At 50.1% G+C, this 20,447-nt stretch carries 25 protein-coding genes; 9 read left to right on the top strand and 16 right to left on the bottom strand.

Annotated features, from left to right (window positions below; all coding sequences use genetic code 11):
• Nucleotides 1-10 precede the first annotated feature (10 nt).
• The 7 genes from QUE74_RS09060 to QUE74_RS09030 are packed head-to-tail and all read left to right on the top strand — an operon-like array spanning nt 11 to nt 6,122.
• Nucleotides 11-361 (top strand): phage GP46 family protein, encoded by a 351-nt coding sequence (locus tag QUE74_RS09060; protein ID WP_000372931.1) that lies wholly within the window; start codon nt 11-13, stop codon nt 359-361.
• Nucleotides 361-1,440, top strand: a complete 1,080-nt coding sequence (locus QUE74_RS09055) for a baseplate J/gp47 family protein (RefSeq protein ID WP_129049175.1) — start codon at nt 361-363, stop codon at nt 1,438-1,440. Before QUE74_RS09060 ends, QUE74_RS09055 begins: the two co-directional genes overlap by 1 nt.
• Nucleotides 1,441-1,443: 3 nt before the next feature.
• The gene (locus QUE74_RS09050) at nt 1,444-2,016 is read left to right on the top strand and encodes a YmfQ family protein (protein ID WP_286331892.1); all 573 of its coding nucleotides are present in this window, start codon (nt 1,444-1,446) and stop codon (nt 2,014-2,016) included.
• Nucleotides 2,016-2,945, top strand: a complete 930-nt coding sequence (locus QUE74_RS09045) for a phage tail protein (protein WP_286331893.1) — start codon at nt 2,016-2,018, stop codon at nt 2,943-2,945. Before QUE74_RS09050 ends, QUE74_RS09045 begins: the two co-directional genes overlap by 1 nt.
• Nucleotides 2,945-3,520, top strand: coding sequence for a tail fiber assembly protein (locus QUE74_RS09040; RefSeq protein WP_286331894.1), 576 nt, complete (start codon nt 2,945-2,947; stop codon nt 3,518-3,520). The genes QUE74_RS09045 and QUE74_RS09040 overlap by 1 nt, the downstream gene beginning before the upstream one ends.
• Before the next feature lie 44 nt (nt 3,521-3,564).
• Entirely contained in the window at nt 3,565-5,529 is a 1,965-nt protein-coding gene (locus tag QUE74_RS09035; RefSeq protein WP_286331895.1) for a prophage tail fiber N-terminal domain-containing protein, read from the top strand.
• Between the two features lie 14 nt (nt 5,530-5,543).
• Complete coding sequence (locus QUE74_RS09030) at nt 5,544-6,122, top strand: DUF4376 domain-containing protein (protein ID WP_000701861.1); 579 nt, start codon at nt 5,544-5,546, stop codon at nt 6,120-6,122.
• 125 nt (nt 6,123-6,247) lie between these two features.
• Here the strand turns inward: QUE74_RS09030 and QUE74_RS09025 are convergent, their stop codons facing one another.
• The 5 genes from QUE74_RS09025 to QUE74_RS09005 are packed head-to-tail and all read right to left on the bottom strand — an operon-like array spanning nt 6,248 to nt 11,931.
• Entirely contained in the window at nt 6,248-7,753 is a 1,506-nt protein-coding gene (locus QUE74_RS09025) for a S49 family peptidase (protein ID WP_001253890.1), read from the bottom strand.
• Nucleotides 7,743-9,335 (bottom strand): phage portal protein, encoded by a 1,593-nt coding sequence (locus QUE74_RS09020; protein ID WP_024262268.1) that lies wholly within the window; start codon nt 9,333-9,335, stop codon nt 7,743-7,745. Before QUE74_RS09020 ends, QUE74_RS09025 begins: the two co-directional genes overlap by 11 nt.
• Nucleotides 9,332-9,538 (bottom strand): phage head-tail joining protein, encoded by a 207-nt coding sequence (locus QUE74_RS09015; protein WP_000259002.1) that lies wholly within the window; start codon nt 9,536-9,538, stop codon nt 9,332-9,334. The genes QUE74_RS09020 and QUE74_RS09015 overlap by 4 nt, the downstream gene beginning before the upstream one ends.
• The gene (locus QUE74_RS09010; protein ID WP_001355129.1) at nt 9,522-11,450 is read right to left on the bottom strand and encodes a phage terminase large subunit family protein; all 1,929 of its coding nucleotides are present in this window, start codon (nt 11,448-11,450) and stop codon (nt 9,522-9,524) included. The genes QUE74_RS09015 and QUE74_RS09010 overlap by 17 nt, the downstream gene beginning before the upstream one ends.
• Complete coding sequence (locus QUE74_RS09005; protein ID WP_000235436.1) at nt 11,422-11,931, bottom strand: terminase small subunit; 510 nt, start codon at nt 11,929-11,931, stop codon at nt 11,422-11,424. The genes QUE74_RS09010 and QUE74_RS09005 overlap by 29 nt, the downstream gene beginning before the upstream one ends.
• A gap of 377 nt (nt 11,932-12,308) precedes the next feature.
• Here QUE74_RS09005 and QUE74_RS09000 point away from each other — a divergent pair, with 377 nt between their 5' ends.
• Nucleotides 12,309-12,521: a YlcI/YnfO family protein gene (locus QUE74_RS09000; protein WP_000095729.1), complete on the top strand. Its 213-nt coding sequence runs from the start codon at nt 12,309-12,311 to the stop codon at nt 12,519-12,521.
• 174 nt (nt 12,522-12,695) lie between these two features.
• Nucleotides 12,696-13,924, top strand: a protein-coding gene (locus tag QUE74_RS08995; RefSeq protein WP_088895425.1) for an IS3-like element IS2 family transposase whose coding sequence is annotated in 2 segments (ribosomal slippage) — nt 12,696-13,011 and nt 13,011-13,924 — 1,230 coding nt in all. Because the reading frame shifts where the segments join, the coding sequence is not laid out codon by codon here.
• Between the two features lie 943 nt (nt 13,925-14,867).
• Here the strand turns inward: QUE74_RS08995 and QUE74_RS29570 are convergent.
• From QUE74_RS29570 to QUE74_RS08940, 11 genes are all read right to left on the bottom strand, one after another.
• Entirely contained in the window at nt 14,868-15,335 is a 468-nt protein-coding gene (locus tag QUE74_RS29570) for a lysis protein (RefSeq protein ID WP_001355464.1), read from the bottom strand.
• Nucleotide 15,336: 1 nt separating this feature from the next.
• A complete protein-coding gene (locus QUE74_RS08985; RefSeq protein WP_000227441.1) occupies nt 15,337-15,474 on the bottom strand; it encodes a hypothetical protein in 138 nt (45 codons plus the stop codon).
• A gap of 75 nt (nt 15,475-15,549) precedes the next feature.
• Nucleotides 15,550-15,831, bottom strand: a complete 282-nt coding sequence (locus tag QUE74_RS08980; protein WP_000271099.1) for a hypothetical protein — start codon at nt 15,829-15,831, stop codon at nt 15,550-15,552.
• A 70-nt stretch (nt 15,832-15,901) separates the two neighbouring features.
• On the bottom strand, nt 15,902-16,273 hold the full coding sequence (locus QUE74_RS08975) for a M15 family metallopeptidase (RefSeq protein ID WP_042966600.1): 372 nt from the start codon (nt 16,271-16,273) through the stop codon (nt 15,902-15,904).
• 84 nt (nt 16,274-16,357) lie between these two features.
• Nucleotides 16,358-16,729 carry an enterotoxin gene (locus tag QUE74_RS08970; protein ID WP_000095643.1) on the bottom strand — a complete coding sequence of 124 codons (372 nt, stop codon included), beginning with the start codon at nt 16,727-16,729 and terminating at the stop codon, nt 16,358-16,360.
• The gene (locus QUE74_RS08965) at nt 16,719-17,498 is read right to left on the bottom strand and encodes an enterotoxin A family protein (protein WP_001355274.1); all 780 of its coding nucleotides are present in this window, start codon (nt 17,496-17,498) and stop codon (nt 16,719-16,721) included. Before QUE74_RS08965 ends, QUE74_RS08970 begins: the two co-directional genes overlap by 11 nt.
• A gap of 88 nt (nt 17,499-17,586) precedes the next feature.
• A complete protein-coding gene (locus QUE74_RS08960) occupies nt 17,587-18,132 on the bottom strand; it encodes a glycoside hydrolase family 108 protein (protein WP_000836752.1) in 546 nt (181 codons plus the stop codon).
• Nucleotide 18,133: 1 nt separating this feature from the next.
• Nucleotides 18,134-18,412, bottom strand: a complete 279-nt coding sequence (locus tag QUE74_RS08955) for a phage holin family protein (RefSeq protein ID WP_001355273.1) — start codon at nt 18,410-18,412, stop codon at nt 18,134-18,136.
• Complete coding sequence (locus tag QUE74_RS08950; protein ID WP_001294583.1) at nt 18,402-18,794, bottom strand: putative holin; 393 nt, start codon at nt 18,792-18,794, stop codon at nt 18,402-18,404. Before QUE74_RS08950 ends, QUE74_RS08955 begins: the two co-directional genes overlap by 11 nt.
• Nucleotides 18,795-18,851: 57 nt before the next feature.
• Nucleotides 18,852-19,277: a subtilase family AB5 toxin binding subunit gene (locus QUE74_RS08945; protein WP_000823297.1), complete on the bottom strand. Its 426-nt coding sequence runs from the start codon at nt 19,275-19,277 to the stop codon at nt 18,852-18,854.
• A 67-nt stretch (nt 19,278-19,344) separates the two neighbouring features.
• Nucleotides 19,345-20,070, bottom strand: a complete 726-nt coding sequence (locus tag QUE74_RS08940) for a scabin-related ADP-ribosyltransferase (protein ID WP_001355271.1) — start codon at nt 20,068-20,070, stop codon at nt 19,345-19,347.
• Nucleotides 20,071-20,447 lie beyond the last annotated feature (377 nt).

Here is a 20,447-nt window from a genome sequence, read left to right as displayed (position 1 = left end):
GACTGGCGGCATGGACCAGACGATTTCACCTGCAACCGGCGACTACGAACGCCGCCGGATTTATACACTCCATAACGCGGTTTATCTGCGACTGGCGACACCGCTTGGCAGTTACTGGGCGGATGCGTCGCTGGGGTCACGCCTGCACGAACTGAAGCGGGAAAAAGACGTTTCCCGTGTTCACAGGCTGGCGGCGCAGTATGCCAGCCAGGCACTTCAGCCCCTGCTTGATGACGGGCGGGCAAAATCCATTACCGTTGACACGAAAGCGGGTCAGCGCGGCTGGCTGTTGCTGCTAATCACCGTCACGGATAACGCGGGCACACCGCAGACGTTTGAACACCCTGTGAGGATTATGTAATGCCGTTTCCTGTTCCGGGCGTTGCTGAAAACACAGAACGCCAGCTACGTGATATCGCTAACGCCCTGCCGGGAGAAACCATCGACACCGGCGCTGACAGCGACTACCGCATTCGTGCAAATGCCGTATCCGGCGTGGCTGACGGGCTTTATATGCATCAGGGATGGATCCTCCGTCAGGTGTTTCCTGACACGGCAGACCCTGAATATCTGGAGCTGCACTGCCGCACGCGCAATGTTTTTCGTAAAAAAGCAACGGCCTCATCCGGTCCGGTGGTGATTACCGGCACACCCGGTAAGACGCTGCCAGCCGGTGCGGAAATTCGCGGTGAAGGTGTCAGCGTGGCCACCACAGCAGACTGCACCATCGGTGATGAAGGCAGCGCAGAGGTGGCGGTAAAAAGCACCACCACGGGTGCACAGACGAATGCATCCACGACGCAGACGGCAACGCTGGTCAGCCCGCCGGAAGGCATCAACAGCACGGTGACGATTAAATCCCTGACCGGCGGAACGGACAGGGAAAGCGACGCCGACCTGCTGGCGCGTTATCTGGATATTCTGCGCAGGCCGCCCGCTGGCGGTAACAAATATGATTACAAACGCTGGGCGCTGGAAGTGGATGGCGTTACGTCTGCGTATGTGGAGCCGTTACGTCGTGGGCTGGGGACGGTTGATGTGGCCATTACGTCAGCCAATGACCTCCCTTCGCAGGAACTGATTAATGCCGTGCTGGCGCATATTGAGGAAGTCCGCCCGGTCACAGCGAAGGACACAATGGTACTGGCCCCGACGAAAAAAGCCGTTGATTTCGTTGTTCGGGTAAAAACCAGCGGCCTGACCGTTGAGCAGATAAAACCGCAGATAACTGACGTTATCACGGATTTTATGAACCGACTGGAGCCGGGGCAGGAATTAATTATTTCACAACTGGAAACCCAGATTTCATTAATTTCCGGTGTCAGTGACCGGCGAATCATTACGCCAGCAGACAATGTAAAAGCCATTATTAACGCGTCAACGTGGGAATGGCTGCGCCCGGGAAATATTGATATTCAGCCTTTTCCGCGTGAGGGGTGATTCATGAATATGGTCGATTTATTTCGCGCCATGCTGCCGCCTGTCAGTTATGACCAGAACGGGAAATATATTTCCGCGGAGCTGACCGCCGAGGCTGACGTCATGGAGGCCGTGAAGGCATCAGCGGCAAGCGTTCTGGCACAAATCACCCCATTGCAGGCATCGATGACGCTGTCCGACTGGGAGCGCGTGTACGGCATTGTCCCCCGTGAAGGAGCAACACAACAGGAGCGGCGGCAGAACATCCTGGTCAGGATGGCCGCCACAGGTGGGCTGTCAATCCCTTACTTTAAGAGCCTTGCCGCCAGCCTGGGCTACACCATCACCATTACGGAGCCGCGAGCGTTCCGGGTGGGGATAAACCGCTGCGGCGACCGTCTGCTGATACCGGAAATCCGCTGGGTGTGGCAGGTCAATGTTATCGGGACAAAAACACCGGTCTACCGTTTCAGAACGGGGGCGTCGGCAACCGGCGAACCGCTGACGGCCTTTGGTGAATCCATTTTAGAAAACACGTTTAAAGACCTTAAACCGGCTTTTACAGACTGTTATTTCACATATGAGGTGAAGGAATAATGCAGAATTTAATGCCTCCGGTGAATACGCCGGATAAGCTATTTCATGATGGTGACCCCACTCAGGGAATTGAGGGAACCATCGTTTACGCCGAATATATGAATAATCATCAGGCAGCAACGCGCGATTTGCAGCAGGAGGTGATTAACGTTCTTAAAGGGGTTGGCGTAACCCCGGACCCGAAAAAACAGAATCAACTGTTTGAGGCGCTGGCCTTATATGTCGGGAAAAAAGTTCCTGATGCATCATTAACGAATAAGGGTGTCGTTCAGCTCAGCAGCGCAATAAACAGTGATTCAGAAGAACTGGCTGCCACCCCAAAGGCAATAAAGTCGTTAGCAGAAAAAATCACTGATTTACAGGGTACAGCTTTGCCGGTTGGAACACCAATCCCGTGGCCATCTGATTCAGTGCCATCCGGTTATGCCTTAATGCAGGGGCAAAGTTTTGATAAAGGCTCTTACCCTAAACTTGCGGTTGCCTATCCGTCCGGGATTATTCCTGATATGCGCGGCTGGACAATCAAGGGTAAGCCTGCCAGTGGTCGTGCTGTATTGTCTCAGGAGCAGGACGGCATTAAATCACACGCCCACAGTGCCAGTGCGTCAAATACCGATTTGGGAACGAAAATAACCAGTTCGTTTGATTATGGTTCAAAATCGACAGATGCGGGTGGACTGCATAATCATGATGTCGGTCAGCAGGTATCTGTCAGTGCCGGTGGTGGCTCAACGGTAAACATGAATAGCGGTGTAAGAAACCTTTACACGGGGCAGGCAGGAAACCATGCGCATGGCGTATATATCGGCCCTCATAATCATGCCGTCGCCATTGGTTCACACGGTCACACCATTACTGTTAACGCTTCCGGTAACGCAGAAAATACCGTCAAGAACATCGCATTTAATTATATTGTGAGGCTTGCATAATGACTTTTAAAATGAGTGATAAAGCACAGACCATTCGTGTATTTAATTTTCTTGAAGATACAAAAGAATTTATCGGCAGTGGTGACGCTTATATACCGCCTCATACCGGATTACCCGCAAACTGTACGGATATTGTACCGCCGGAAATCCCCGAAGGTTTTACAGCAATGTTTGATACTGCTGACAATTCATGGCGTCTGGTTGAAGACCATCGGGGGGAAACGGTTTATTCAACAGAAACCGGAAATGCAGTCCCGATATCTGAACTGGGGGAACTTCCTGAAAATGTCACATTTATTGCACCAGACGGAGAATACCAGCGCTGGGATGGCAGTCAGTGGATGACGGATGAAGAGGCGAAGCGTGATGCGCTGATTAATCAGGCGGCAGAAAAGAAAGCCAGCCTGCTGAAACAGACTGGAGAACAAATCGCAATCTTACAGGATGCTGTTGATTTTGGTGAAGCAACACCAGAGGAACAGGAGCAACTGACAGCCCTCAGAAAATTACGAATAAAGTTAAATCGTATTCAACCGGAAAATGCACCAGATATCGACTGGTCAGACTTTGAATAAATCAGACAGCCGCCGCAGGCGGCTTTTTATCATTCAGAGGTTTTATGTCTGTATTAATCTCAGGTGTGCTTATTAATGGTGCCGGCGTTCCGATGGCGGAATGCAAAATTTATTTAGATGCACTGGTTAATACCAGTGAAGTGGTCACTGAATCATTCGCGGTTATTGAAACCGATGCGGCGGGACAGTATGCCTTTGAAGCGCAAAAAGGCAAATACACCGTTCACATCAAGCAAAAGAACGGCCCTAAGTGCTGCGTGGGTGATATTTCGGTTTACGACGACTCAAAGCCCGGCACGCTGAACGACTTTCTGACCGCCCTCGATGAAGGCGACCTGAAGCCGGATGTCGTTAAACGCTTTGAGGAAATGGTGGCACAGGCGCAGCAGAGCGCCGAAGCCGCAGCGAAAAGCGAGCAGCAGGCAGGGCAACATGTCGCTGATGCGCAGAAGATTAAGGGGGATTGCCAGACACTGGCGGATAACGTACAGCAGAATGCAGAATCCGTTACCGAAGATAAAAAGCAGGTGGCACAGCTGGCATCATCTGCCACACAGGATGCGGCCCGCGCAGAGCAGGCCGTAAAGGATGCCGACAGGATAGTCCAGAAAGCGGTTGATAAACTCGGTGAAGCCGCAACGCTGACCGGCGAGGCAAAAGCCAGCGCCGAAGCGGCAGCAAAAAGCGAGCAGAGCGCGAAACAGCACAGGGACGAGGCGCAACGGATAGTTGATGACCTGAAGGGAAGTAATGCTTCCACGACAGAAAAAGGTCTGGTGCAACTCTGTAGTGATACAGACAACGACAGCGAAGAACTGGCAGCCACACCAAAAGCCGTCAAAGCCGTCATGGACGAGACGAAAACAAAAGCGCCACTGGACAGCCCGGCGTTCACCGGCACGCCAACCACACCAACCCCACCGGATGATGCCGCCGGTCTGGAAGCAGCGAACGCAGCGTTTGTGCGCAAACTGCTTGCTGCGCTGGTTGGCTCATCGCCGGAAGTTCTGGACACCCTGAACGAGCTGGCAGCGGCGCTGGGCAATGACCCGAACTTTGCGACGACAATCACAAACGCGCTGGCAGGCAAACAACCGCTTAATGACGTCTTAACGGCAATCAGCGCACTGACGCAACGGGCAGATAATCTTCTGTACTTCAATACGGACGGGAATGCCTCACTGTCTCCGCTGTCAGAGAAGGCCCGCGCATTACTGGCGCATGACACGGCTGAAGCCATGCGCACGGAGCTTGAGCTGAACGCGGCTGCGACGATGGAACCCCAGAGTGATATCCGTGACCGCACACCGGGCAGGCTGGCCCTGTCCGGGATGTATGGGTTTGGACAGGCATTCACCAGCGCCGAAGCTCTGTCATTTAACGGACAGGCTGATTTCGTTATATGGCTGCAGACAGTCACCCCGGGGCGTTATGCGGTCAGTATTGCGGACTCCTCCACGCTGCTGAAGGGGACCACGAAATTTAACGGTATCATTGATGTGATGTGGTCACCGTCTGATAACGACGAATCAGACACGGCGCGTAAATTCAAAACGCTGCTGTACTACAACCAGTATTACGAGGATGAGCACAGCATACATTGTATGCGTTATCGCTACAGTGGTAACAGCTGGAATGCAACATCAAGCCTTATTGTGTATGACGGCAACTCCCTGGCATATCTGATGTCCTCAACCGCCGGTAATGGTCCGTTCTCATATTACCAATACCCGGCCGTCGGTGTGCCGATTATGGCGGTATATCAGGGAGAAAGTTTTGGTGAAAATGCTTCTCTGGGACTCGGTGATACTGTGCCGGGTTCCCGTCTTGGTCCTCTGGCCATGAGTGCACAGGTTAGTGATACAGGGACATACGCATCCTCACCGCAGGTTGTGATTGGCGGTGCCGGTGAATACAACTTCCCCGGTCGTTACACGGCGCTTTCGGGCCTGGGTAACAATTATGGTACTCAGCGTGGCTTTATCGGTCTTTTTGTACGCATTGAGTAATGAGGAAATCAGGCATGAAAATCAGAGCGGTGAAAGGTATCAGAAACGCACATTATCTTGAAAATGGTGCGGTTGACTGCGAGGTGTTATTTGAAGGTGAAACGGAGTTCGCCCTGTATACTGCCATACAGGATGATATGGCCCCGACAGGCCAGCACATCTGGCAGGAGCTGCAAAGCGGGAAATGGGGCGAAATCGCCCCGTTCACCGTCACGCCGGAACTTATTGCAGCGGCAAAGGATGCCAAAAAGCGGGAAATTGAGGCATGGCGCGACAGTCAGGAAAACGTTGAGTTTATTTTCACGTTTGATGGCCGTCGTTTTGATGGTGGAAAAACCTCGCAGTCACGCCTTGCCCCCGTGGTTGCAACAGCACAGGCCGGACTGCTTCCGGAGGGTTTTTTCTGGACTGATGCGGATAATAACAACGTAGTACTGACCAGGGAGAAACTTATTGCGCTGAACGATGCCATGATGGCGGCCATGGTGACGGAGGGCTTTAAAATCCACGAACGCCAGCGCGAGATGAAGGAACAACTGAATAATCTGGATGATTTGCGTTCAATCAGGGAAATGGTGATTAGCGATAATTAGCGGTCAATTCCGGGCTTTTTGGGCGCGCTTTCCGCCCAGAATTATACGTCAATTAGCCCAGAAAAAATCGCGAAGTTACACGTTACCATATTGTAAAAACCTCCTGTTGATGGTCAGCACTGACTTCATGGCATGGCCATGAGCAATTTCACGTCCGCATCACCGTCTGCCGACGTCTGTGACACGCCACCCTGCACGGCTGCCGGTGAATGGTTCGCCATGATGCGTTCAAACATGGCGGTTGTGGATGCAGAAACCGGTTCTGCTTTATCCGGCGATGAGGACAGAATGTCGCGGGCAGCCTCCACCGTCATTCCGGGAAACGCCGCCAGTTTTTCAGCCTGCGCCTCAGCCCCTTTTGCCTCATCCAGAGCCATAATCTGATCACGGAGTGAGGGTCCGGCATCCGCCTGCGGTGAAGCCGCCAGGATCGGGCGGGCTTTTTCCACCGTCATATCCGGCATCGCCGCCAGCGTTGCCGCCAGTTGTTCACGACCTTTAGCTTCTTCACACGCCATAATGCGATCGGCTTCACTCTGCGCGGATGCCACCGGCTGCTGCGGTGCTGCCGCGGCCAGAATCGCCCGGGCCTGTTCAACGCTCATGCCCTGTTGTCCTGCCAGCATCGTGGCAAGCTGTTCACGTCCTTTCGCTTCCTGACACGTCAGGATCCCCATCACTCGCTGGTTCTCCTGCGCGGCGGCTTCCGTTGCAGTTAATTGCGGCATAGTGCCTCCTGTATCATGTGTGTTCAGCGCCGCAGCCATCACGCTGATGGCATCCGACGCATTGATTAATTCATCCGCCAGCCCGGCCTCAATACCGGACTGACCTTCAAAAACGGCAGCCTCTGTCCCCGTGACCGCATCCACAGACAGCCCGGTATACATCGCCACTTTTTCGGCAAACATCCGGTGCGCCGCATCAATGCGCTGCTGCATGTCCTGACGCACCTCTGCCGGTAAGGCTTCAAACTGATTGCCATCCACCTTGTGCGCCCCGGCATAAATCAGCGTGATATCCACTCCGGCCTGCGCCAGATGACCGGCATAGCTGACATGGCCCATCATCACGCCAATGGAGCCGATACGGGATGTCTGGGTAACCAGCCGTCGGGAGCAGGCCGACGCCAGCAGCATGGCCGCAGAACAGGCCGTATCATTACACAGTGCCCAGACCGGCTTCTGCTGCCGGAGGCGGTAAATCATGTCAGCGCAGTCAAACGCACCGGCGGCCTGCCCGCCCGGACTGTCAATATCCAGCAGTACGCCCCGGACAGAGGTGTCCGCCATTGCCTGCTGAAGACAGGCAACAATGCCGTCATAGCCTGTCATTCCAGAAAATGGCCGCATACCACCCAGCCGGTGCACCAGCGTGCCGGTCACCGGCAGTACCGCAATACCGCTCACCACCCGGTAAACACGGGCCGGTCGTTTACCTCCGGCCATGTACTCGTCCGTTTCAGCCAGCATCCCGGGAGCATCAAGCTGTACCTGCTGTTGTGGTAACGAAAGACTTGCTGCCCCCATCTCGCGCCCGAGCGCGCAAAAGAAAACCCGCGCATAGGCGGGCTCCAGAAGCAGCGGTTCATTGAATGCTGCGGCAATAATGTGTGAAAGATTACGTCTCACGTGGTGTTGTCTCCTCTTCCGGCCTGCGACTCTCCGCTATCTGCTGCTGATACGCCTGCGCTATCCACACCGGACGTGAGAGTCCGGCTTTTTGCCGCTCTGCAGATTCCCTGACCTGCTGGCGGAAAATGTCCTGATAATCCTCGCCCATCAGCGCCAGCTCTTTCTCATACGTGCTCAGTCCGGCCTCAATGCGCATCACCGATTCCTGGACTTCCTTGAGCCCGTCAATGGCCATTCTTCCGGCACCAATCCACTCTGCCCGTGACCAGGCTGATCGCGCCTGATAAAAATCAAAACGTGCCCGTGGCGGACGAATAATCCCCCGAAGAAGTGCCTCTTCCAGCCAGCAGGAAAACATCTGCGTGGCCAGCCGGGCCGCAATAAATTTTCGCCGCCCCATAAAATAGCGCCACGACTCATTGGCGGAGGCGCGGGCACTTGAGTAACTGACCTTCGAGTAATCACGGGACAACTGTTCGTAGGAAACGCCAAGACCGGCGGCGATATACCGCAGAAGCGCCTGTTCAAGCGCAGAAAATCCATTGTCTGAATCCTGCGCAGTCTGTAGTTTCAGATCATCACCAGGGAAAAGGTGCGGAATTTTGACACCGCCCAGTGTCACGTGATTCGTGTCATACCAGCTGGAGAACTTCTCCAGAATATTAATAAGCGGATTATCCTTCTGCTCCTGTGGCGCGCCGGCGATATATTCAAAGGCCTTTTCGGTATCAAGTTCACTTTCAATCGTCGCTGCATACATCGCCTTCACTATGGCCGACTGAAGCTGTGTTGCCTGCAGGGAATCGAGCATCTTCAGCCGTTCCATGACGCTGTAAAACTGATTAGCCCCACGGGTCTGCCCGTCCTCCACCGGCTCGAAAATATGCAGCATGGCCGGACGCCCGGTGGGAAGTTCACGCGGGATCCGTTCCCATCGTCCACTACCAGAGAACGGAAAATCATCCTCACAGATATGGTACGCGACGGCACGGCCATATCGATCGACCTCCACACCAGCCCGCAGAAAACGGTTCCCCATACCGTGTCCAGGCGTGTCCACCCGTTTCGGACTCACGGCTTTAAAACGCGTACGGAATAACTGCGTGGTTTCCGTATCCCAGACCGGCTGCACAAAGATTTCGCCGTTAAACGCATGAACGCCCACACCTTCACGGATAAATTCCGTGAACGTGCGTTTTCCTTCCACGTCGATCTCGCCAGACATCCCTTCGGCGTATTCCGACCAGGCCGCCTCCACCTCATCGACAAAGCTTTTTGCTGCGGTCTCCCGCATCCCCAGCCAGCGCCAGTTCGGACGGTAGCTGATCAGAAACATATGCCCGACAATGTGATCCTTATGCAGGGCCACCGCATTAGCCGCTATTCCGTTATTGCGCACCAGATCATCTGCCCGGGCATTCCCCAGACGCAACGCGGGCAGCAGGGCCGCATCGGCACTCTGCGCCGGTGGCAACCACTCCGCCATTTGCCCGCCAAATCCTGCGCCGCCCCCGTGGTAGCTGAGGCTCTCCCGAAGCGGAACGCCGTTCACATCAATCAGGACAGGCGTTCGTTTCATAACCTCACTCCCAGCGGACGACGGCGACGGCGGGTTGTCCCCAGTACCGACTCCGCATCATTGATCGCACGGTTAAGCTCATCCAGAGAAGCCGCCGTATATTCAATTCTGCGACCATCTTTCTGGACAGACACCACCCGTTTACCGGTTAATAAATCAAGGCGCGCCTGACGCAGCGCCTGCAGTTCAGCGACTGTAACCATTCACTCCTCCGGACAGCTTCGCTGCCAGTTCTTTCAGGGTTGGCCGGGTTGTCTCTTCTTCCCGGGATTTTGCCAGTACAGCCAGATCAAGCTGCCAGCGTTGCACGGACACACGTAATGCCGCGTAGGCATACACCAGGCAGTCCAGCGCTTCGTTACGCCGCTTTTTGTTATCCCACAGCAGACGCATCTTTCCTTTTTCCCACTTCTCCACCAGCTCTTCCGCCACCAGTTGCTGCGCCTCTGTCTGCGAAAAAATCTCCGGATCATCAGGAAAACGGATGGCATACGACGTGGCTTCATCCGCAGGCGTGGGATCGGCTTTCATACGGGCATAGAGAATTTCTTTTGCGGTGTCTGTCCCCACTTCACACAGATACACTCCCCGCTGATTGCGGGTTTTTGGCATGGTGATCACCGGCTTGCCATAGACAGATGCGCCTTTTACCGGCAGTACCCGGAAAACACCGTGTTTTTTTGATCTCTGATAAACGATTTCACCATCGATCCCCCCGGTGTCCCAGCAGACACGGGAAATGGTCATTTCAGTGCCATCCGCATGGCGGTATTTTTTGTTGATCGCCGCATCCACACGTAACAGCGTCTCTTCCTCATCGGGACGCCCCATAATGATGATTTTATCCACCAGAAAGGCTTCCTCTCCCGGAGCCCATCCCCAGACATACATCTCAAAACGGTTTCGCTGCGAGTCAATGCCCGCCGTCAGATAAACCACCCGGGCAGGCACCGCCGCCGTGTAACGCACAACCTTATCCATCAGTACCTGGTGATCGAGTTTTTCGCCCACGGCCTCTTCCCAGGTCTCGCCCAGCGTGGTGTTCACAAAGGTTTTCAGGCCGTTGGGATCTTTCAGTGCATCCAGCCAGTCATAGACAATCTGTACCCAGGTGGTGAACGGACTGTACGCCGTCCAGATATGGAATGTGATGGAGCGCGGCGGCGGAATTTCATTACCCGCAGCGCTGAAAAACGTCAGGCCGTCACGGGTCCACATGCCCGTGTTTTCACAGATCCACCGCCCGTTGCTCTGGTCAAGTTCAGACTGATGGATCACGCAGCCATGATGTTCACAGAGGTAGAAAACGCTTTCGGGGCTGTCCTTCTCCCATTTAAGGCCAAAAGGCGTGGATTCATCGCCAAATTTCAGATACTGCGCCTCCCCACAGTGCGGGCAGGGCACATAAAAACGCATGAAATGTGCCGACTCGTTAGCGGCTTTTTCGATCTGACAGGTGCCTTTGATTTTAGGCGTCGAGCCGCGAATGGATTTTGGCCATACAGAGCCCTCAATACGCTTATCCCCCAGCAGGGTTGGCGAGCCCTCTTTTTCGACATCCGGCTCGAACGAGGAAAGTTCGTCATAGCAGACCACGTCCACGGATTTTTCACGGTAGTTTTTGGCGGCAGCGCCGCCCAGGCACCAGAAGCCCACACCCGATGAAAAGCGTTTCAGCGTGAGAGTATTGTCACGATGTTTACGACCCAGCCATGGGGAAAGGTCTTTCAGGCATGGCACGTCCCGAATCGTCGCCTCCACGTGAGACTTCATAAAATCTTCAGCGGCAGAATCCGTAGGCTGAAAAAGCAGACTGTTACGGGATTTATGCTCAATAAAATACCCGACCACCCCCAGCAACATCTTTGTATAGCCAACACGGGCAGATTTAATCAGATTAACAGTGCGGATCTGATCATTCCCCATGCTGTTCATGATGGCGATCTGGAATGGCAGCGTTTTCCATTCTCCCTCACCATATGAAGATTCTTTAGGCAGATAATAATTTTGATCAGCCCATTCAACTGGCGTCACCGGCAATGCCCTTATCAGGGGCTGTAATGCTGTTGTGACAGCGCTCATCATATTATTCAGTTGTTGCTCTGATATATTCATCGAGTAAATCCGGTAATTTATCCCCCGCCCGCGCACACTGATTTGCCCCCTTCGCAATAAGGGTTTTCAGATGGTCAAGATGGCGCGGTGTTAAATCAGGAAACTGTCGCTGCATGGATAAAGGGATGGAATCAAGCGTACTGGATAACGCCATTGCCAGCTTACTGAGGGCAAAAATACAGAACCCGGTGTCAATAAGTTTTCCTTTTGACACCTCATTTTTTAACTGCTGTGTAACAGCCTGTTCTGCTGTCAGTTCCCATCTGGCAATAAGCAATTTCTCCTCATAGTCGTCTTCGCTATCGCCATCAGGCACATCGTTTTTACTTCTCCTCAGATACGATATGTAAAAATCGCGCCAGGCATCCAGATCCAGTTGCCCTCGCTTATTCGATATCGGGGCACCCGGCAATTTCTGCAATCTGCGAAGCTGGCGATCGGTCAGACTTAAATGCCTGGCAACTTCAGTCTGCGTAGCCACTCCTCACCTCGCAATCACAACAAAACCGGTCATGTCCGGCTTACATGTCTATTTTTTGTTCATGTCCGGTTCACAGAAAACCTGTTTTTATATTTTTCATATAGTTAACTTGAAGAGAAACCGGACATGGATCCCGGAAAATTTTCATAAATAGCGAAAACCCGCGAGGTCGCCGCCCCGTAACAGGCCGGATCGCCAGAAAGGACCCGAAAATGATAATAATTATCAATTAAATAAAAGTTATCTCAACCGACAAGTTCACCATGAAAGAGGACAAATAATGAGTTCGGTCTCAATGCATTAATTGATCTGCATCAAATTTAAGTAAAAACATCTTTGGACAATACAGAACACTGCAGTGAATATGGAAAAAGACAATGTCATCGAAGAACAAAACCAGCAAAACAACAACCCGTAACATCCGTTTTCCCAATCACATGATTGAGCAGATCAATATCGCCCTTGAGCATAAAGGCTCCGGCAACTTTTCGGCATGGGTTATTGAAGCCTGTCGCCGGAGGCTGGCAGCAGACATAAAATGTGCCCGTCAGTTAACTGTAACAAAAAATGATACACCGTCTGCTCTGTGATAACTGTTCATATAACCATTTCTTTATATTGCTGAATTTACAAAAAGTCGCAGTTATTAGTCGTATTTATTCCGAATTGAAATTAGACTGGCCCCCTGAATCTCCAGACAACCAGTATCACTTAAATAAGTGATAGTCTTAATACTAGTTTTTAGACTAGTCATTGGAGAACAGATGATTGATGTCTTAGGGCCGGAGAAACGCAGACGGCGTACCACACAGGAAAAGATCGCAATTGTTCAGCAGAGCTTTGAACCGGGGATGACGGTCTCCCTCGTTGCCCGGCAACATGGTGTAGCAGCCAGCCAGTTATTTCTCTGGCGTAAGCAATACCAGGAAGGAAGTCTTACTGCTGTCGCCGCCGGAGAACAGGTTGTTCCTGCCTCTGAACTTGCTGCCGCCATGAAGCAGATTAAAGAACTCCAGCGCCTGCTCGGCAAGAAAACGATGGAAAATGAACTCCTCAAAGAAGCCGTTGAATATGGACGGGCAAAAAAGTGGATAGCGCACGCGCCCTTATTGCCCGGGGATGGGGAGTAAGCTTAGTCAGCCGTTGTCTCCGGGTGTCGCGTGCGCAGTTGCACGTCATTCTCAGACGAACCGATGACTGGATGGATGGCCGCCGCAGTCGTCACACTGATGATACGGATGTGCTTCTCCGTATACACCATGTTATCGGAGAGCTGCCCACGTATGGTTATCGTCGGGTATGGGCGCTGCTTCGCAGACAGGCAGAACTTGATGGTATGCCTGCGATCAATGCCAAACGTGTTTACCGGATCATGCGCCAGAATGCGCTGTTGCTTGAGCGAAAACCTGCTGTACCGCCATCGAAACGGGCACATACAGGCAGAGTGGCCGTGAAAGAAAGCAATCAGCGATGGTGCTCTGACGGGTTCGAGTTCTGCTGTGATAACGGAGAGAGACTGCGTGTCACGTTCGCGCTGGACTGCTGTGATCGTGAGGCACTGCACTGGGCGGTGACTACTGGCGGCTTCAACAGTGAAACAGTACAGGACGTCATGCTGGGAGCGGTGGAACGCCGCTTCGGCAACGATCTTCCGTCGTCTCCAGTGGAGTGGCTGACGGATAATGGTTCATGCTACCGGGCTAATGAAACACGCCAGTTCGCCCGGATGTTGGGACTTGAACCGAAGAACACGGCGGTGCGGAGTCCGGAGAGTAACGGAATAGCAGAGAGCTTCGTGAAAACGATAAAGCGTGACTACATCAGTATCATGCCCAAACCAGACGGGTTAACGGCAGCAAAGAACCTTGCAGAGGCGTTCGAGCATTATAACGAATGGCATCCGCATAGTGCGCTGGGTTATCGCTCGCCACGGGAATATCTGCGGCAGCGGGCTTGTAATGGGTTAAGTGATAACAGATGTCTGGAAATATAGGGGCAAATCCAAAAATAAAAAAGAATAACAATAATAATCTTCTACCCTTATCAGTACCTTTACTGCTGTGCTCCAACACAGCAGTTTTTTGATTATGCTCACATATTTTTCATCCCCACCGCACTGCACATTATAACTGTTGCTTTTCAATTCAGGCTTTGTGCAGGTATGTCTGAATCTCCTCCGGGAGAGGTCTTCATCGTTATCAGCCCCAAAACACACCAGCGACACTGACAAAGAGCCTGCGAGTGCAGTTGCCCCGTTTTCGTTTTATGATGTATTCACCCAGTCAAATAATGAGCAAATTCAATCCATGTCAGACGGCAGAGAATCATAAAATTTAACCATCGTGCTTACATAAACAATCCGATAAAGACTTAACATACTTAAAATCGCATATTGCATAAGAATAAATAATAAGTCATCAAAAAACATCGGGCAAAACTACCGCAACTCCAGTTAAAAAGACAATATATTAATCCAGCGACCTCATTTATTATTCAGAAATGCTTAATAATAAGATATTTCCTGTTATTCCTTTATGGAGATCGGGTAACTGCTCCATGCCAGTCTTGTTGAATGGCTCAAAAAATAAGAGAATAATTCATAACATATATTGTAATTCAGGCTCGGTTATTTCGAATTGAATACTTGCATTAAAATCTGATAAAAAATTCGTCATAACAACAACATTCTCTTCTGCATGTGCCATAACCTGCCGTAACAACCCGGCAGGTTTTTTTATTGAATAAATTTCCGGTTTCTTCCACCATCGCACCGGCCAGGCGACTATGAGGGGACAACGCCGCGCTCCGTTAACGCAGTAAACCCCGGTGTGTATCGTTTTTGATTATCCCCGCACACTCGCGCAGAGGAGTCTCCCCGTAGGGCTGCGGTCTCTGTTAATGCGGAAATACGGCGACGATACAACGCATTGAAAAAACTATTTCAGGCACTGAGTACGGATATATTCCTGAAGCGTTCTCAATGCTGCCTGGTCGCTGATGATTCCGTCTCTGATACCGAGAACGTTTCGTCCAGCAACTGGAGAGAGTTCGACGCCCGCATCATTGCCCACGCGGGCGGTGGCGGTGGCTTCACGCACGGAGCCTGGACAGGTGGCGTTGATCCGCAGGCGCTTACGACCAGCGGTAACATCAGCACGCAAAGTTTCATTTTCAGCTCTCGCATCGGCTAATTCCCTCGAGTATTTTGCATCGAGCGCAGCAACATCACTCTGGCGCTGCTGCATATCAGTAATAGTGGCATTCGCCAGTTTCAGCTCACTGACTTTTTTATCGCGCTGCGCTTTGTAGGTGATGGCGTTATCGCGGTAATGGTTTGTTGCCAGACACAGCGCACCACAAACCAACAGCAGGGCAATAATGACCATATACAGAATGCGGTTCATATCACCACCAGCGAATCTGCCCAATCAGGTAGCCAACAGAGGCGATAAACATCACCAGCCAGAGCATGATGAATTTCCAGTTTGGTAATTGCTTAATCCTTAGTCGCAACTCCCGAATCAATTTGCTAAAATCGACCACAGGTTCTCCCTTGCTCCTTTCAAGGCGTGAAAACTAAAAACCCCGGACTGTTCCCCCAGCCGGGGTTTTGTTTTTTTATTTACTGCCCTGGGTGCGGCATCTGGCTATTTCATTCCTGGCTTTACTGTCACCGCGACAGATACAACGCACCGTATCTCCGGTCAGCGTGGTAATGTAAGCCTCATCCTCTTTTTCTACCGGAATACATGGAATATCCCCGCCCCGGCAATACTCAATTTTTGCTACCAAGTGAGTGTCACGCGGATAGAACTCCAGACGATACATATCCCCCAGGACATGCACTTCCTCAACCTGGCGACCATCTTCAGTTACGGTAATTTTTTTCAGTGCGTACATACGTACCTCCGTTCTTTCGTTTTTTGAGCAATAAAAAAGCCGCTCATGGCGGCCCTGTATGTTTTGCAAGCTATCGCTTCAATTGAAAATGTGGGCCGTCTTTAAGCGTCCGCCAGTCCCCGCCCCATTCGATGGGGGTATTCAGCTCTTTCGCTGCCTGCTTAAATGCCTGCGCGATTTTCTCGTACAGAGGCCAGTTCCATGACACCTGGCTGCCCATGTAAGCAACAACATCCACCGCATCACCTGTCAGGTGGCGGCTGTTCATGGTCTGGCTCTTGCCTTCTGCAACCAGTTGTTTCTGGCGTTCTTTCGTGCGCAGACCTTCCGTAATACCGAAATCAACCTCCGTCAGCTCCAGCGCACGACGAACCACAGCAACCAGTTCTCGTTTAACGCCATCAAGATTATTTTCACTACGATAACTAAATTTTTCTGACATAATTAATCCACATATTAGATTTTCTCAATAAATAAAAATCTCCTTACACAGGGAAAATAAACACCATCAAAAAACAACTGACACTCATGACTCTCTATCTAATTCCATAGCCCAAATGTGATTTGGACTTGAAGATGTTTTTGCGCACAAATTAACTTTCGTATCTGAGAGGATGGCCGCCATTGCAGTTTTTCTGATTTCTCCACTTAAGAAATTATCCGGATAATCCCGTCCACCCGGAATATACCAAACACCTCCAGTATTACTTACCACATAGATCCCACGAGTATTTGTGTTTACATCAGCAATATATTTCTTCAGTTGCACTCCTGCCACAATATCTGCAGTGGTTTGATTACAAATATTCCTGAAGTGTTCACTTACACCAGCATATACCTGACCAGACAGAATGCCAGTCATCAAAACAAAAGCACCAATTATTTTCTTAGAGCTCATCTCTTTCTCCATGCACACCAATAAAATCATCTTCGCTCATGAAAAACGTTAACGCCAGCCTGCGTTTTAAGAGTTTTTTAAAATTCATCAAATCATATTTCGATAGCACATTTGTCGCTGAAATGCACACCCCTCCTTTAAATTCTTTATTATTCGGCACACACTGTTCAGGAGCAAATGTACTCCATGGCATTTCTCTCCAGGCTGGGAAATTGCTCGGAAACCCTGCAAGTTGATAGCCATCTTCATTAGGTGCAACCGTTAACCCTCGAAATAAATCTCCTCGATAATCCCTGTTTCGCTGCATTCCCCCTTCTATCGCACCAAAAGATACTCTATACCAGCCTATAATTTGTGATAAGGGAATCCCTCCTAATGCAGCAAATTCATTTTCACTGGGATATGGACTATACCGTCCTAACACACCATTCACATCAAATAAATTTGGTGCTGGTGCGACTACATATATGTAATATTCATTATAACTGCCAAGTATATTCTGCCCGATTAAATGAGCCTGTCTCAAAGTTGTAGTTGTAGATACATACCCATCGTTATATCTAGTGTTCCCCGTTACTGTTCCGCGAGCATGCTCATACAGATTGATGTTAATTGGCGTTCCGCGCTCATAAGCCTCCTGCTGCCCCCTTGGCAAAAGCCCTCCTGCACGTCTTATTTCATCAGGTGTTCTGGAGTCTGCTCTAAAGAAATCGTTTGCTGAAACAGAAAATGATATAAAAACAAAAAACAACAATACATGCTTAATCATTTTAATTTTTCACAACACCCTATCCATTTTAAAAAACATTATTAAAACTTATAACATAGGTGATTTTTTATAATCTATCTAAATCCAGCTATACAATGACGCGTTGTTTCAGCCAACCGTAGACAAATGACTGGTTGGCTTCTCGCTTCTCTGCCAGCTCCAGATAGAGTTCGCCCTGGGTACAGTTCAGCGCGGTCAGCATCACCAGTTCGCCATCTCTACCACGTTTTGACAGATAGGCGCGTAACGCATTAATGGTACGTGGGCCGATACGCCCGTCTGTGTCCATATCCGGGTACAACTTACCTTGCTGATTGAATACGTTCAGCCAGCGTTGAAGCATTTTGGTTGCAACTGACGGCCCCATGTTCACGCCCGTGTCGCACAACTCTGCAGCAATATCCGGCGACAGAGTTGCCACCTGGTCAAAACGTGGTCCGAACCAGTAATCCGCCTCGAGTATTTCCAGCGCCTGCCCGCGCGTCAGGTCACGCATATAGCCCTGATATCCGTGCGCGCGGGCGATTTTTTCAGTAATGCCCCATTTGGTCGGACCGCCTTTATCATCCGGGTGATTGACGTAACCGCCCTCTTTTCCCAGAACTTCGTCAAAAATTTCATCTTTCGACTTCATATCACCGCCTTCGTAATACAAGGATTTTTGAAACGTTACCGCGTGCGCGTATTACCAGCACGCAGAACAGCAGGTTAAAAAACACCACCAGCCAGTTACCGGGAATAATGGTGCCGCAGAGAAAGGCAAGCGGCGGAAGCGCATATACCGTCATCAGCAGCCAAGCCAGCCATGACATCAGCGGCTTATGTCTGGAGTCACGACGACGATAAAAAAAGAGCGTCAGCACTATAACCGTGCATGACGCCACATTCAGCAATCCGGGAAGGTTACTTAACATTGCCGCCTCCTCCGCCCCTCAGGCGGGAGAACAGGCCGGACACCAGTGATGCGATATCCTGCTGGTGGATGAACGACAGAATCTTTACCGACACCACCGATACCAGCACCGCACACAGCGCATCTGCCGATGTGCCGTCATAACCTGTTTTTGCCGCTATCCAGGCAGACAGCACACGCGCTCCCAGCACGCCGACAATGAACGACACCAGAAAATGCGCCGCCACCCGCCAGGCTGAAAGCGCCTGCGGCATCGTTGCCACAAATAACGCCCCGGCGAACGCACCAAACACAATCCCGAAATCCGTTCCGGTAAACAGCCCGAATACCGTCGCCCCGCCGAGCGCCGCTGCCGTACCGGAACCGGATAAGGGTTCAGACATAAATACCTCTCAAAATCAGCGTGATGGGAGTTTATACCAAGTTATAAAATTATGTGATTAAGTATCTTTTTGTGGTCCCATACAATAATCAGATGAACTACATGTGCTTAAAGAAATTAGTTCGTTAGTAGAGAAGGCCTTTTTAAACTCGGAATCACTCCACACATTCTCCTTATAATAGACCCTTATACTTTCACCAGTAGCATAATAATACTTAGCCATTTCCATCATGGCATCGAAACCTTGTTTATGAGATCCAAAGACATCCACCTTACACATATTGTGAATGGGAAGAGTCACATTATCACGCTTTATACCAATACAAAAAAACTGACTTTCCTTACCCCCGGATGTGTAAACTCCATATGATAAATTATTTATCTGAACATTACTAAAGTACTTATCATAATCACTCATTACGGCATGACTGGTACCAGATAACAATGAAAGAGCAATTAAGGAATATTTTATTTTCCGTTTCATAAAACCTCTTATATACGCTAATAAGTTAATCAACAAATAAAATAATAAACACATCATTTCAATAGCATTATTTTATTATTTCTTTTAACACACCTCTTGCATCATAAAACTCGGGTTCATAATAAGTGGCTCTTTTATTTAAACCATCTCTTCTGACTCCCTTCAGAGCAAAACAAGCACTGATCAGACTTCCAAATGCATTGATTCTTTCTCTAACTGACACAGTTGGTACAACTAATTGAGGTATAACACCTGGATTTACAAACGTGGATCCAGGAACATACCTGGCATTGGTGGTTCCTGGTCCATCAGATACTTGGCTGTTGAATCTGTCATAAGTCAACTCCACAGCCTCAACAATATTCTCACCAGGTATATGTTCCACCGCGACAATCTCGTTCTGCTCCCTCATCATTATCCGCTCAAATCCAGAGAAGGTTATACCGCGCTGGGTTAGATAATTGACTGACGGTTGAATAGGATAAAAAATATTATTTGCTCTGATACGGTAACGATATAACCTACCGTGAAATCCAGAACTTGAATAATATTGTCTGGCTATGTTATATGTTTCAATTAAACTGGTTGTGGTAGCAATAAATGCACTATCCCTACTCCCTGCCGCACATGAGTCCCCTCTTAAATGTTGCTGTAAGTTTCTGTTAAAACCATGGGATCTAAACCCATCACGAAATATTTCCTCTGGCGGGCGAGAATCCACTCTATAAACAAAATCCGTAGCATTCGCATACCATGAGAAAGAAATAAGAAATAATATAAACATTTTCAACACAATATTTCACCTCTTACTTAAAAATAATAACAACGCCTCCATCAAAATAAATGTAAGGAATGATTAAAAGTCAATCAGAGAGTTGCTGTCCTCCATGGTTAGCTGACATCTATTTACTCATTTAATTAATCAGAAACATACCACCATCACATCTCGCGCTAATTAAATAAGAAACACCATGTATCTAACAAAATATTAAAATTAATACGGTCTTTGTTTAACAGGAACAGCCAGAATGTGAAAATATAATCAGAAGTGTATACTACGGACGTATGAATAAAACAAAACCCGCTCGAAGGCGGGTTCTATTAAAGTTCATGCGCAGACTCACCTCGCGATACAGCTTTGCGAAGCGTAGCGAAATTGAAGCAGTTTGT

The sequence above is a fragment of the Escherichia sp. 10290 genome, from assembly GCF_030295155.1.
GTDB lineage: Bacteria > Pseudomonadota > Gammaproteobacteria > Enterobacterales > Enterobacteriaceae > Escherichia > Escherichia coli_F.
This window is presented reverse-complemented; position numbering and strand designations above follow the sequence as displayed.